The organism is Granulicatella balaenopterae, from assembly GCF_900111135.1.
GTDB lineage: Bacteria > Bacillota > Bacilli > Lactobacillales > Aerococcaceae > Granulicatella > Granulicatella balaenopterae.
Map to the genome: position 1 here is coordinate 1 of NZ_FOGF01000006.1, position 13,891 is coordinate 13,891.

Annotated in this window: 18 protein-coding genes; all 18 read right to left on the reverse strand. The window is 34.1% G+C overall.

Annotated elements, in window-relative coordinates:
- The coding region (gene tnpA, locus BMX09_RS02135; RefSeq protein WP_218138905.1) for an IS200/IS605 family transposase at positions 1-279 on the reverse strand (279 nt) is incomplete at its 3' end.
- A gap of 470 nt (positions 280-749) precedes the next feature.
- Positions 750-1,226, reverse strand: a complete 477-nt coding sequence (locus tag BMX09_RS02140) for a hypothetical protein (RefSeq protein WP_089746059.1) — start codon at positions 1,224-1,226, stop codon at positions 750-752.
- A 196-nt stretch (positions 1,227-1,422) separates the two neighbouring features.
- Complete coding sequence (locus tag BMX09_RS10370) at positions 1,423-1,557, reverse strand: hypothetical protein (RefSeq protein WP_281242655.1); 135 nt, start codon at positions 1,555-1,557, stop codon at positions 1,423-1,425.
- Between the two features lie 169 nt (positions 1,558-1,726).
- Positions 1,727-1,912, reverse strand: a complete 186-nt coding sequence (locus BMX09_RS02145; RefSeq protein WP_089746060.1) for a hypothetical protein — start codon at positions 1,910-1,912, stop codon at positions 1,727-1,729.
- A gap of 450 nt (positions 1,913-2,362) precedes the next feature.
- Positions 2,363-2,746, reverse strand: coding sequence for an MAG6450 family protein (locus BMX09_RS02150; RefSeq protein WP_089746061.1), 384 nt, complete (start codon positions 2,744-2,746; stop codon positions 2,363-2,365).
- A 1-nt stretch (position 2,747) separates the two neighbouring features.
- A complete protein-coding gene (locus BMX09_RS02155; RefSeq protein WP_089746062.1) occupies positions 2,748-3,197 on the reverse strand; it encodes a Panacea domain-containing protein in 450 nt (149 codons plus the stop codon).
- A gap of 121 nt (positions 3,198-3,318) precedes the next feature.
- A complete protein-coding gene (locus tag BMX09_RS02160; RefSeq protein ID WP_089746063.1) occupies positions 3,319-4,161 on the reverse strand; it encodes an N-acetylmuramoyl-L-alanine amidase in 843 nt (280 codons plus the stop codon).
- A gap of 2 nt (positions 4,162-4,163) precedes the next feature.
- Positions 4,164-4,571 carry a phage holin family protein gene (locus tag BMX09_RS02165; protein ID WP_322787575.1) on the reverse strand — a complete coding sequence of 136 codons (408 nt, stop codon included), beginning with the start codon at positions 4,569-4,571 and terminating at the stop codon, positions 4,164-4,166.
- Positions 4,572-4,655: 84 nt separating this feature from the next.
- Positions 4,656-4,832 carry a hypothetical protein gene (locus BMX09_RS10015; protein ID WP_177159495.1) on the reverse strand — a complete coding sequence of 59 codons (177 nt, stop codon included), beginning with the start codon at positions 4,830-4,832 and terminating at the stop codon, positions 4,656-4,658.
- A gap of 65 nt (positions 4,833-4,897) precedes the next feature.
- Positions 4,898-5,218: a hypothetical protein gene (locus BMX09_RS02170; RefSeq protein ID WP_089746064.1), complete on the reverse strand. Its 321-nt coding sequence runs from the start codon at positions 5,216-5,218 to the stop codon at positions 4,898-4,900.
- Positions 5,219-5,231: 13 nt separating this feature from the next.
- Positions 5,232-7,427 carry a pyocin knob domain-containing protein gene (locus BMX09_RS02175; protein ID WP_089746065.1) on the reverse strand — a complete coding sequence of 732 codons (2,196 nt, stop codon included), beginning with the start codon at positions 7,425-7,427 and terminating at the stop codon, positions 5,232-5,234.
- Positions 7,427-7,933, reverse strand: coding sequence for a DUF2313 domain-containing protein (locus BMX09_RS02180; RefSeq protein WP_177159496.1), 507 nt, complete (start codon positions 7,931-7,933; stop codon positions 7,427-7,429). Before BMX09_RS02180 ends, BMX09_RS02175 begins: the two co-directional genes overlap by 1 nt.
- Before the next feature lie 7 nt (positions 7,934-7,940).
- Positions 7,941-8,996 (reverse strand): baseplate J/gp47 family protein, encoded by a 1,056-nt coding sequence (locus BMX09_RS02185; RefSeq protein WP_089746067.1) that lies wholly within the window; start codon positions 8,994-8,996, stop codon positions 7,941-7,943.
- Positions 8,993-9,355 carry a DUF2634 domain-containing protein gene (locus BMX09_RS02190; RefSeq protein WP_177159497.1) on the reverse strand — a complete coding sequence of 121 codons (363 nt, stop codon included), beginning with the start codon at positions 9,353-9,355 and terminating at the stop codon, positions 8,993-8,995. The genes BMX09_RS02185 and BMX09_RS02190 overlap by 4 nt, the downstream gene beginning before the upstream one ends.
- Before the next feature lie 26 nt (positions 9,356-9,381).
- The gene (locus tag BMX09_RS02195) at positions 9,382-9,678 is read right to left on the reverse strand and encodes a DUF2577 family protein (RefSeq protein ID WP_089746069.1); all 297 of its coding nucleotides are present in this window, start codon (positions 9,676-9,678) and stop codon (positions 9,382-9,384) included.
- Complete coding sequence (locus tag BMX09_RS02200; RefSeq protein ID WP_089746070.1) at positions 9,678-10,649, reverse strand: XkdQ/YqbQ family protein; 972 nt, start codon at positions 10,647-10,649, stop codon at positions 9,678-9,680. Before BMX09_RS02200 ends, BMX09_RS02195 begins: the two co-directional genes overlap by 1 nt.
- Entirely contained in the window at positions 10,646-11,308 is a 663-nt protein-coding gene (locus BMX09_RS02205) for a LysM peptidoglycan-binding domain-containing protein (protein WP_218138906.1), read from the reverse strand. Before BMX09_RS02205 ends, BMX09_RS02200 begins: the two co-directional genes overlap by 4 nt.
- A gap of 15 nt (positions 11,309-11,323) precedes the next feature.
- Complete coding sequence (locus BMX09_RS02210; RefSeq protein WP_089746071.1) at positions 11,324-13,846, reverse strand: tape measure protein; 2,523 nt, start codon at positions 13,844-13,846, stop codon at positions 11,324-11,326.
- Between the last annotated feature and the right edge of the window lie 45 nt (positions 13,847-13,891).

A 13,891-nucleotide genomic window follows, 5' to 3' on the forward strand; every position in this document is an offset into this window, starting at 1 on the left:
CTTTTCTATATATTTTTTTAGGGTTTCCTCACTTACATTTCCCACTGAACAAATAAAATATCCATCAGTCCAAAATGTTTTTTCTTTCCAAAAATGTTTTCTTAATAAGTGTGAATATTTTTTCCATATATTATATGTTGTATATGATTTTATTATCTTTACAAGATTTGATAAGTTTATATTCGGTCTTGTTTCAATCATATAGTGTATATGGTCTTTATCTGTTTCGACATATTTTATGACGACCTTATGTTTATTGTGATAATAACTTGATATCATCTGCTATACACTTATTTGATAGCAATCGTTTTCTATATTTACATACAAATATTTATTATGGCTTCCACTTTTCCAACAATTCATCCCACGAAGCTAAAGCTTCGGAGATTTCTTGTCAATAAATTTAAAACGCAAAATTTTCTCATTCATCCCAACTGTACTTTTTATTTATTTTACCTCCTTATTCCTGCAAACTCCACAGCGTGATAATGCTTTGGGTTGTTAGTTAAAAAATAGTATATATAATTTCAATAGTAATTCAGCTGCAAGTAAGCCCGCTAAAACCACCAAAGCCCAATACAACTTTTTCATTTGTTTTTCTTTTTTATCCAACTTCTATTCACCACCTTATTATCTTATAATGATGGTAAGGAGTTCACACCCTCCTTACCTCGAAACTACTATTTACTTGGTTGTGTCCTCGTTTTTAGTAGTTTTTACACTAAAATAAAGCTACCTAATAGATAGCCTTACATTAATACATTTTCAATGACCCACAGATTATTATGTTCGGATGATGACATCTTAGCTACATCCACATCAAAACTCATCTTGATGTATTCACATGTAGCTGCTTTAACGAATAGATAAGCTCTTGTGTTAGAACCACCGTAAATCGGACTGCTAGTTTCAGATGCTTCAAATTCACCATCAAGCTTAGCTAATTCTTCAAGTTTCAATTCATGGTAGCGTTCGATTGCTGATTTGTCAGTTTGTTGTGTATTACTTTCAAAACGTGCTTTAGCAAATAGATCTAATTCAAAATGACTGAATAACATTTCAAGCATACTATTCACACGTTCGTATTTCATGTTGTTTATGCTGCTCTTGCCTGTCTTAAAATCATTCCAACGAGAAACGCTAAAATTGTGCATCTTGTAGAATTCTGTATCGTATGTATATCTAATTGCTACTGTTTCTAAAATTAATTGTTGTAGTGCGTCCATTTTTGTTTCCTCCTTCTGATTTTAATTGAAAAATAGTATATACAAATCAAACATCGATTGAAGCGTTGTAACAATCGCTATAGCAATCATTATCCACATTATCGTTCTATCTTGTTTATCTTGTTTTTTCATGATATAGTGTGAGTAAAGAATGATAAGGGCGAGTGAGTTATCACTCACCCTTAACGCCAATATATTATTTAATATATTGTAATACTTTAATGATTAAGTCGATAATCATTTGAATTAGAGTTGCTAGACCTACCGCAATTGTTACTTTTTTGCTTAGTTGGTCTAGCTTTTCTTTTTTTCCATGATATAATATTCTCATAAGGGCGAGCGATTACTCGCCCTTATCAATACTAGATGAGATGTTTAACAATTAGTTCTATTAAATCGATTATTTTAATCAGCGCTTCTATTAATCCGATTAAAAGCCCGATTTTTACTGTTGTTAATTCAATCTCATCTTTTTTATTTTCTTTTTTCCTCAAACTTCATCATTGTTCTTCTAATACCTCTCTACGTTCTGCCACTAATTGAACAATTTCTTCTAAATCTTCTAAGGTTGCTGATTTTTTGATGAAATTTCTAGTAGTGGAACGTTTAACGATATAGTTCTTATATTCTCTGTTTTTAGCTTCCCATTTTTTAGAAGCTTTTTTCTGTGCTTCAGTTTGTGCCATTTTCTCACTCCTTATTTTTTATCATCCTTTTTACTATTAAGAACATAAATAAGCCATACGATAAAATTAGCTAATAATAGTTCTGGTACACCGATATCCATTGTATTCACCACCTATTTGTATTATAATGATGGTAAGGAGGTTGCGCCCTCCTTACCTCGAAACTACTATTTACTTGGTCGAGTCCTCGTTTTTAGTAGTTTTTTTCTTTTTGCAAACAATTTGTAAACAAAAATTAGTTTATTTTGTATCTTTCGAAAATTCAAAAAGACTCAAAAACTTGATTTATCAACATTTCAAGTCTTATCATCTGTCATAGATTTCCTTCAATACGATGCTAGAGGGATTTATAGTTGTTGTTATATCAACATTTCTAGTCGTTTTGTAAACAATTTGTAAACAAAAATATTTTTTATATAAAAATAGCCTGAGTCTTCAAATCGATTCAGGCTATTGTTTGTGTGTTTTGTGTTTTGGGTCTATTTTGTAGATTACGAAATATCCATCTTGATTGTAATACCCAAATATTCTAAAAGCTTTTTTATTTTCACCAAAATGGATAATATCTCTTTCTTCTCCGTGAACGAATTCCGTTTCTTTGACTTTACCTTTTGTTCTTAAAAATAAATTTTCTACTTTGCTAACTGTTAAATTTTTATATACTGTTTTTTTAATGAAGTCGTGAAATGGTTTTGATTTATTCAAATCTATAAATTCAAAACCATTAGCTAACTCACCTGTTAACGCAATTTTAAAAGGGACCTCATTTCTATTAGTTAATGGAGACCCCTTTCTACTTTCGTTGTTCGTTCTTGTTAACTTTTTCGAAACCATACTAATCTCCTATATAAATTGAAGAATAGTACTCCTTCATATCTTCCGCTTTGATTTTTACGTTACAATTATCGGTTTCTGCGTATCCTTGACGTGCATTTCTCCAAGGCGCTTCAATATGTGTTAGTGCTTCTAATTCATTTGCTGACTTATCTCCATAGGTTGCCCAAATTGAATATAGTAAATCTAAAACCTTATCACTAAATACTTCATCATTGTTTTTTCCCTGTGGAATATCTCTCCAACCAAATCCTTTATATTCTCGATATAATTCTGGTGATACTGGACCGTGTACCCACGCTTCAAATTCAGTGTCTGCAATCATTTTTTCAGAAAACAAAGCTTGCCCCCAAGCTTCAAAATAATACATTAATTTTTGTAATTTTTTCGGTGTCATTGCTTCTTGAGATAAAAACCATTGTGCAACTATTTTATATGAATATGATTTCATAACTCTCACTCCTTTAAGCTGATTATATATGTATTATCTATATAAGTAAAGATAAAGTAACGGTTCAAACTTATTTTTTGCATAAAAGAAAAAAGCCTACTATAATAGTAGGCTAAAAAAATTATTTTCTATAATGTTTAATTTCGGTTGCTAGTGCGCCCCAGTCGTTGAAATAGCACTGTTTTCCGCCAATAGTCAATGTTTCAGATTTAGCCATATAACCGCCCTTTTTTAGCCAGTACCAATTATCCTTATCATCTCTATACCACTGATTTTCTAACATATATCCGTCAGCATTAAATCTGAACCAATTGCCATTAATTTCTTTCCAGCTGTTTTTTGGATATGTACCGTCGCTAGACTCATACCACCAACCAGTATCATTTTTTTGCCATCCATTTTTCACGCTACCGCCTCCATTTTCATATTTTAACATTTCTTCTACAGTAGTACCTATGCTTTGATAATACGCAATTTGCTTAATAACATAATTTCTTAAATTCTCTAGTCCACCATGTAATTCTACCGAACGTTTTGGACAACTTGTGCTACTCATTTCTCTGTGGAACTTAATATTTGTTGGATTCGGTGTCATTTCATAAAAAGCCATATCTTCTGCCATTTGTCGTAACACCATATTTTCGTTTTCGATAAATTCTGCATCAGATACTTTTAACTGCTCGCAAACCTCGTACGAAATCGAATTGTTGTTATATCGTGGATTACCGCAAGCCCAAGCACGATTATAAGTGTCTTCAGCTCTTAAAATAGTATCACGATTAATGTAATAATGTGCGAAACCTTTATCAGATTCACCCGAATTATATCGCCCACGCAACCAACCTCGATAGCTTTCAGGTGTCATTGCTCCAGCATCGTTATGCAACACGAAATACGTCGGTTTAGTTGTTGGTCTTTTTCCTGCTATACCTTTAAAAATGCTATCATTAATAATTTTTACCATGATTATTCTCCTTTTTCTTTTTTGTCTTTTGATTCATCAACTTTAAAATTGTTAGTAAACTTTTTAAAAAGCGCCACATTCAACCCCATTTTTTCAGCATTTTCAAAGATGCTGGTAATTTCAAAGATTAAATATCCAATATACATTGTGTACAATAGCGCTACTCCTGTGTCGTTTGGCAACAAAATTGATACAGGAATAAAGAAAAACATTAACATCAATGATGTAATTTTTCGCAAGATGCCATTGATACCTTTACCGCTTTCAAATTTGATAGTTGGGTTCATTTTTGCTGCACAAAAACCTGTCCAAAAATCAATCATCATTGCCGTTGCAATTAGTCCTAAAATAAATAAAATCTCTCTATCTTGTGTCGCTACTAAACTTTTTAAAAATTCAAACATATTCATATATATCCCCTATCCTAAATTTTGGCTCATAAAAAAGGGACTAGTCCCACGCTAGCCCCCATTGATCTATTTTCGTTTTTTTGTTTATTCTTTTTCTTTTCCTGATTCTGTCTCTTCTAATTCAATTCCTAATAAATCTGCAACTGCTTCTTTTAGTTGTAAGCTTCCTCTTGGTGTTGGCACATCCTCAATAGTGTATTTTCCTTTTAAGATTGCTTTTGCCCATGCCATTACAATAATATTTGGCTCTTTTAATTTCATTTTTATTACTCCTTTTTCAATTAATTTTATTTTTAGCATAAAAAAATAGACATATAACATTGTTGTTATAGTCCAAACATCATACTTGTTATACTTGTGATTGCTTCCTCCACTAATTCCTTAGCTTCGTATTTACTAATCATTTCTTTTTTATCTCGTTCCATCTGAATGCGCAATTCTTCTTCTTTTGTCAATTCTTTTGGTGGTTCGGGTTCGATTTTAATTCCTTCTTCCCATTGCTGTGTGTTGCGGTTAAAAGTAGCGTTATACAGTCCATCAGCTGGACGTATTAAAGTTTGATTATCTTCTAATTCTTCACCGTTATAGTTATACACTACATAATAATCTAGTGTATTATCTTCTTTTAGCATGTAAACATATTCCATTTTTTACCTCCTTTTAAATTTTGTAAGAAATGCCGTCAAAGCATAGCCACTGAGTATTTATTTTACCACGTTTAGTAATTTCTCCACTAGGTTGGATACAGATTATACCAATTTCAAAATCACCTGTTATAACCGTAAAATACATTGGACTTTTAGGCGCAACGTGTTTAGGCAATGTAGCTATTGTTCCGCCCGGCAACATTGTGCTAGTATGTTTAATATTTCCTTTTAAAACCACTAATCCTGTATCATCTTTTGAAAATTGAAAATCTCCAAATTCACCGCCGTAATTTTGCCATCCGTTATTTAAAATAGGTTTTCCCCAAACATACTCAGTTGTGGCAAGTTTTTGCCATGATGTCCAATATCGTGCATCACAAAACACTCGTGTGAAAATCAAATTATCAATGTGAGTTGTGAACACTTGTTTGCACCATTTACTTGATAATTTAGCAATTTCTAAATAACCATTGTAACTTTTTCCGTTAATTTGAACGCCTGTAATATAATACAATCCTGTGCTTTTATAATTATCGATATTTTTATCGGTAGTTGTTTTGGTTATACCATTATCGGCTGTTAGTTTATACATTTGTGCCACAGACTTATCTGCCTTCTTATTCAAATTAGCCGTAACTCTACTATCTAAATCAGCAATAGATTGCTTAATTGTATTATCTACATTGTCTACATATGTTTTGCTAGATTTTAAATCAATTGCTTTTTGTAGTTTTGTTTCAGTTGCGGTAAGGTCACTTGTGGTTGCTAGCTCCACCCAATTCGTCCAACCGTGTTCTTTACCAATACGATAAAACATATTTTCTTCGTAATAATCTATGTAAATTTGCGTTGTAAGCTTACTATTATCACGTGTGAAAACCAGTAACCACCCAAGGCGGTGTGCTGGTAAATTTCCACCATTCCAAACATAATAAAACCCGTTTTCATATACATTATTTATATCTGCATCTTTGAGAATCTTCATATCTCCATTATCTCTAGTTAGTTTATACATTTGCGCCTTAGCAATATCTGCTTTTTTTCCTAAATCAATTGTAGTAGCTAAAATTTTCCAATTTCCCCAAACATTGTTAGTCATAACACGTGTGTAACATGCATTATTGTTAAAATTATCCATAGCAAATTGCGCACAATCATTACCTTCTCCACTAATCACTAACAGCAATCCCCATCTAATGTTGTTAGGTAACGTTCCTAAAGTTCCAGGTTGAATCTCTCTAAATTGCGTTAATTTTAATGTATCAATGTCTACGCCTTTAGTATTTAAAGTTTTACCACTATTTTGCGTTAATTTGTGCATCTGAGCAACTGATTTATCGGCCTTTTTGTTCAATTCTGTTTGCGTGTAATTTAAGTCAGCCTTGCCATTCCACTTTGTGCGTTCGCTGGACGTGATGTGTTTGTTGTTGTCGCTTTGATGTGCGCTAAATGCTTTGTTAACAACACCTACTGCATGTCCTGTCGCTGCTTTGATAACATTTGTACTATTTACATTATCATCTAGCTGTACAAGTCCTGTATCATTTGTTGTAGCTGTTTTAATGTCTACATTAATAGATACATCTTTTGAACCGTCAAAAAACGTTTTTCCTGTCGCTTTTCCACTTAATTCAATAGTACGTGCATTAGATAATTTTTTCGCTTTCTCAACCTCTATAATATTATCAATTTTTTTATCAATTTTTTTATTTGTCGCATCTTCAAATGCTAATAATTCGCTGTGAGTAGAATATATTTGCTCAGGATTTTCAAATTTAATTGTAACTTTTGCATTTTTGTCAATAGTTGTAGCAAAGTCATAATCACGATACACATTTCCTGCATTATTAGGTGGTATGACATCGCCATTCTCAGCCCAAGTATACATATACATAAATTCAGCGCCATTGCCCACTTTTGCAAAGATGCCAATCTCATTGATAGTTAACTCTGTATCAATTTCGGTATTGTCTAATCGTCCTAAAATTCTAAATGTGGGGCTCTCAGTATCTTCTAAAGTTTGCGTTGCAGCTGTTGCAGCTATCGTGTAAATCTCATTAGCAACATCTTTTGCATTTTCGATATTTGTTTTAATTCTACCATCACCTAAACTAAAGCGTGTAAAAGTAATTGTTTGCTTATTAGCAATTGCTGCACTGATATTGCTAGCACCAGCTGTTGTAATTACTGGTTGAATAAAATACGTCATTATTTTCCTCCTTTAAATTTAATAATTTTGTATGAATATGATGCAATTGCTGCTGTATACAATGTTTGCTGCATAGGTGCATCTATTACTAATTGAATTCCTAAATGCGCTGGTATTAATTGTCTAATATAATTGTTATATCTATTAAATTCAGCTTTAGGTATTGCACCTAAAAAACTAATAAATACTGTTGAATTACGCACTTTCACACGTGCTTGCACACCTGTGAAATTTTCAGTAATCTCTTCTAACGTTTCGCTTGATATCTTAACTTTACTAGTCAATACAGTAGTCAAATATCTTTTTCGTTCGTCTAAATCTTTTGTTTGTGGCTTAATATTTAAAGATTTTTCCCATCGCTCTACCCACTCAAGATTAGCATGCGGTATCATTATTAATTTTTTAGTATCATCAATCAATGATGTTATTAGTTCCAATTCGGGCGCTTCAGCTTCTAGCAAATCGATAATAGTATCATCTTTAATTTTTGGAATTGCTTCAAGCATTCTCTTTTTAACCTGCGACATTTAAAGTCACCTCATCTAATCGTGGTAAATCAGTATTAGATAATGTCAATGATGCATTTTGACCATTAATAAGTAAATCATCTACGTCAAGCACTCCATCAATACGATCTATAATAGTAGCTACTTTGTAAGTTCGTACTTCTTTTTCTTTAAAAGCTTCTAATTTTAAATAAGATTTCAAGTCATCTTCAGCTTGATCATTAATATAGTCAACGTCAGCATCTTCAGCAATTTTGATTGTGCATTCAATCGTGATTGCAAATCCTTGGACTGATGCGACTGTGACAAATGCGCCAATTGGGGCAACTCCTAAGCCGTGCCCTTTTGGTTCTGGATCAATAAAACGCTGGAATTTTTGGACTAATTCAGGACTTGCTTCATCCCCATCACTATCTACAATCGATAATTTAACTGTATTAGGACCATTCCAAAGTGATTCAACTAATACACCGCCAACCCCTTTGAATTCCTTAGCCCATGCTTTATATTGCGCTACATTACCATTTAATGTGGGTGTGTGGATATATTCGATTGTACGTTTACGCAATTGTTCATCTGTTTCTAAGTCCTCGCCTGGTACAATTACACGGCCAATTTCAGCGCCTTCAAAATTTTTAATAGCATCAATATTGATTAATTCACCTCGCACATAATTAGATGCCCGTCCTGGCTGTTCTGCTATCAAGTTGTAGTTTAGACCGCTTTTTCGTTCTAAAACTCTAAAATTTAACTTACTATCAATAACTGAAAAGCGGGTCCCTATCGGTATTTCTTGTTCAAATTCTGCAACACGTATTGCAGCTGTAGCTGGTAACCGTTCAACTCCAAATTGCCTGCATAATCTTGTTAGATATTCACCATAGCTGGTATCTAAAAAATTAATATCTTCATATGCTGTTAGCGCTGTGTACTGTATAGCTACTTCTTGAGCTGCTGGTGCTACTAAGTTATAAAGTATTGAGCCTTGGCGCTTATCGTATTTATCATCAAATCTATTGAGCATATCATCCAATATCTCTGTATATTCTTTGCCTTTTGTCATAAATTCACCTCCATATTAATTGTGCCTATAATCGTATCTACATCAAAGCGTATAAGCATGTTATCATCGATAATTTGCGCATAAAAATTATATATATTTTCGATGCGGTCATCTTCAAATAAGCATTCTTTTACACGTCTTTCAATGTCCAATCTTGCAAAGTCAGCATCACCACCTATCAACTCACTAAATTCAATACCGTACCTATGATCATAAATGCTATATTGATATCTTTCAGTGGTCAACATCCTTTCAATGCTTTGCTTCAATGCTTCTATGCCATCTATTTGCTTTAAGATATTATTTTCATCTAGTGTATGGCTTGGCTGCACTTCTTTTGTTTTCGTGTTTCTTATCACTTCTAAAAATTGTGTTTTTGGTGTGCTTATAATTGGTCACCTCTTTCATCTTCACGCTTATACAATACGGCTTTTTTATATAAAACATAATAAAAGCCCCCGCCGTCCTGGCGCACTAAATGGACTGTAAGCCCCTTATAATCATTTGTAAGCTTATCAGTCCACGTCAATGCGCACATGTCGCTATCAAGCGTTATATCGTTCTCAAGCTTAATTTTTAAAGGGTCAACTGATTCAATCACCCCTGTGGTCATTTTCGCAAATTGTCTATTTTCAATAAAATTACTAATAAACTTTTTTAAATTCGGTATAATATCTGTCATTATGATTCACCTGCTAAATATAGTTTAATTTCCATGGAATGCTTACCACTCTCAAAAGTATGCGTCGATTCGTCTATAATATACCAGCCCTTATTGCCTAATTCCTTACAATCAACATATACTGAATGCCCTGCTAAAAATGCTATATCACCTATATCACTTTTTAATGTTATTGTTTTTTTAGGCTGATTTTTCAACTTCAGCAACATATCACCCATCTGTTCAATTTGTGCTGAATTCATTTTTTCATCAACTTTTTTGTAATGTTGCAAAATACCCCATTTTTGTATATTTTTACTATCTTTGAAAATGTATACTTCACGTTTTTTAGTTTCTTTATTCTCTTGTACCAACTTGATAATATTTGAGCTATCTTCAATAGTGCCTTCAAAATCAAAGTCAGTTAAAAATGAACCATCGCCAATAATATATTGGATTGGTAGATTAGCTGGTGTATCGATTGTTAATTCTCCAAATTTATCCCATAGCACTAAAAAAATACCTGTTGCAACTAGAACCTCATCTAATACTTCTTGAATGATATCTAACGCCTTTTTATCTTCTTTCAATTGCGGCTTTAATTGATTACCTGGTGCATTGATAACACCTGTAGTCAAATCTAAGTCATTGCATATAGTAGTCACTATGTCGCTACAGCTTTTATTTTTACCTACAAAATTAATATTCTGTAACAAGTATTTTATTTGATCGTGGAAAGTTAATGTTATATGTCCATTTTTGCTGCGTTTCACTTTTGTTAAATAACCAAAAAACACCTCTTTATTATCTATTTTCATGGCTAACGGTGATCCGTATTGGTCACTTTTAAAGTCAATATCAGTTGTATTCAATTTAATTTCCAAAGACCATGCAGCACCTCGCATCATCGTTTTAAGTGATGCGCTGGTTGCTACGCTTGCAAGGTCCCAACCTGCACCTGTGTTGTTGTTCTGATAAAATAACTCCATCATGGTATTGTTAACACCTGCCCTGGATAGATAAGGTTAGGGTCTTTAATTTTATCTCTATTAGCATTAAAAATTTTAGGATATTGAGACCCACTGCCATAATTTCGCTGAGCAATAGCCCATAAAGTATCGCCTCTAACAACTGTATGCGTTTTATGATGTGGCGTTTGAGTTGTTGCTGTTCTTGGTGTCGGTTTATTGTTATTTGTCGGTTTAGGCTTATTGAAAATAACTTTCTGCTTTGTTATCTCAATTTTTTTCGCAACATGCTTCTTATATTCGGTAAATTTAATTAAATAAATAACGTCATTTTCATATCCCACCTTACTCGATAAATCAAAAGTTTCAATTAAAAATTTACTATTGATTGCAGCGCCTAATGGGCCACCTACCAACAATTGTACTGGTGTTCCATTTTTTTTCTTGTTTTCGATATTAGCTATAAAACTTTTAGGGTTAATATTTCCATGGCGCATGTATGATCCATCGCTAAAAGAACCAGGCACAAAGCTTGTAAATTCTATTGTTTTAAGTGTTGCACCAATATTGATAGGTATTTCGCCTGCTTCAATTATATTTACCGTTTCTAAATTTTGACTATTTCCAATTTTTATATTTTCGGGCATAACTGGAATTTTTAAGCCGTCAATAAAAATATTCATCCTTCCCCTCCTTTCTTAGATACCATCAGCACCATTGTTGATAGCATCTACAATTTTGGCATTTAAATCATCTAATGCATTAGCATATTGACTTTCATTTTTAATCTCTCCAATATTTGTCACGATTTTAGGCTCTAGCTTGATGAATTTCTGTTGATATTCCTGGTTAGCAACATCTTTGATTAATTTAATAACTTCATCGTCAATGGCAATTTCATCATCAATCTTGCCTATGCTGTCTAATTTTCCGCCTGTTGGATTTCCGCCTTTACCGCCACCAGCTCCACCACTTGCAGCACCTGGTAAACTTTCAAGGCTATCAAGTAATTGTGATTGTTGCATTAAATCAGCTGGTGATTCTACATCGTTGTTTTTGCCACTGAAAAAATTACTTACTTTATCAGCTAATCCTTCGCCTTTACTATAACCATTGCGATACGCATCACCAATACTTGCATATTCAAAGCCTTGCAATTTTGTGAATTCTGGTAATTGTGGCGCATCGCCAACATTGGATGCTAATGATGATCTACCAAATGTAACTGGTCCATGTTTTGTTGGCGCTGCTAAACTGTTTCCTCCAAAAGAACCTGCTAAATTTGAGCGACCTAATGATGCATGGCTGATAGTTCCTATACCTTCACCACCAAATACTTTTGCAACTTTATTTGCAAAGCCTACAATCTTATTTAAGCCATCAATCGCTCTATTGATCATATTCTCTATACCGCCAATACACGCATTGATCACACTGTCAGTCACTGATGCTGCATTTTGTGCGGTGGTTGTGATGAATAGTCCCATTTGATGAAATGCGTTTTGCACGTTATAACTTAAATCAAAATAAGTATTGACTAGCCATTCAGCTGCGCTTATTCCTGCATTAAGTACTGCATCAACCGCTGTAAAAAATCCTAATTTAATACCGTACCATGCTAATTGAATACCATAACCAGCTAATTGATACGCATTTACTAATGCTTGTGCTGTACCAATACCAAAATTGACTATAAAAGTTATTACGTTTTTAGCTATAGCACCTACTGCAAACAATGAACCTACTATAATACCTGTCGCTGATACTGATGCACCTGCTAATCGGTTATAAGCTGCTACACCTGCATATAAAGCACCAACTAATGCTATTACACCTAATACAACCCATGTAATGGGACACGCTAAAAATGCAGCATTTAAGCCGTGCTGCGCTGCGGTTTCTGCAAATGTGGCGCCTGTTGCCATCGTACTTGCTGCTGCTTTAATTGTGGTAACACCTGACAACGCTCCTTTGATGCCAACGCTTACGGCTTCAACCGTATTCATGGCAATTACTGCACCTTTGTAGCCTAATGTTGCTAATTTTAAGGCTGAATAAAGGCCTACGATAGTAAATAATGGCGGTGCTATTAAGTCCCAATTATTGGCTATCAGTTCGCCACCACTAGCCATGATATCTATTGTCACGCTAGCCACATTAAGCAACTGATGTAGTGCTTGTGCTCCTATATTTATACCTTTAGCAATAATATTACCAAATTGTGCCATATGAGGTGAATTTACTATCCTGTTTAATTCAACTAAAACTGGTTCTAATGCTACTAATGAATAATTTTTGAATTGTTGCCAAGCTCTAGCAAATGTTAACGGCATTTGTTCGAATTCACTATTGATTTTACCGCTTGCAGCTAACATAGAATTTTTAACAATATCAGCGGTCAATTTACCTTCAGCGCCTAGCTTTTTAATTTCTCCACGTGATACACCTAAATAGTCACTAATAGCTTGTATCAGCGCTGGCGATGTTTCTGCAAGGCTTCGCAATTCGTCACCCTGTAGCTTACCGCTGGCCATCGCCTGGGTTAACTGTAGCATGGCGCTCTTTTGTTCTTCGATAGATGCACCACCGACAACAAAAGACTTGTTCATAGTTTCTAAAAATGCTAATGTTTCGCCGTTATTAGTAAACACTTCTCCAGCTTGCATGCGCATTTTAGCTACACCATTAGCCACGTCATTGTATGTTGACCCTGTAAGCTGCGCACTCTTATAGATACTGTTCTGCAATTGTTTGGTGGTGCTTAGTCCGTCATTAATCATCTTCAGACGGGCATTCATGTTGGCGTATTCGTCCGACTGTTTAGCTAATGACAATGCTGATGTACTTAATGCAATACCACCTAAAAGCCCATGCATGCCACTCATAGTGCTTTTCATTTTACGGCCTAAGTCCATGAATGTTGCACTGGTATATCTAGCTGTGCGGTTTATTTTCCTCAATTCAAGGTCTTCTTTTCTCAAACCTGTTGCTGCAAATTCTGCAGCACTTACAAATTTACCTTGTGCTGTAACAACTTTGTTTGCTGCATTCAAGTAGTATCTTGTACTTTGAGCGGTCTTACTCATAACATTATCTTGTTTATAAATTGCCGTATTTACTAAATTAGCTTGTGTGGTAACTTGTGCCATTGTCGCACGTACTCCACGCAATGTAGCTGTTATCTTATCGGCTAATGTCAAGGTGGTTTTTATTTCTCCCATTTGTCCACCTCCTATGTGTTATATTTTTGCTGTTCTGCTGCATAC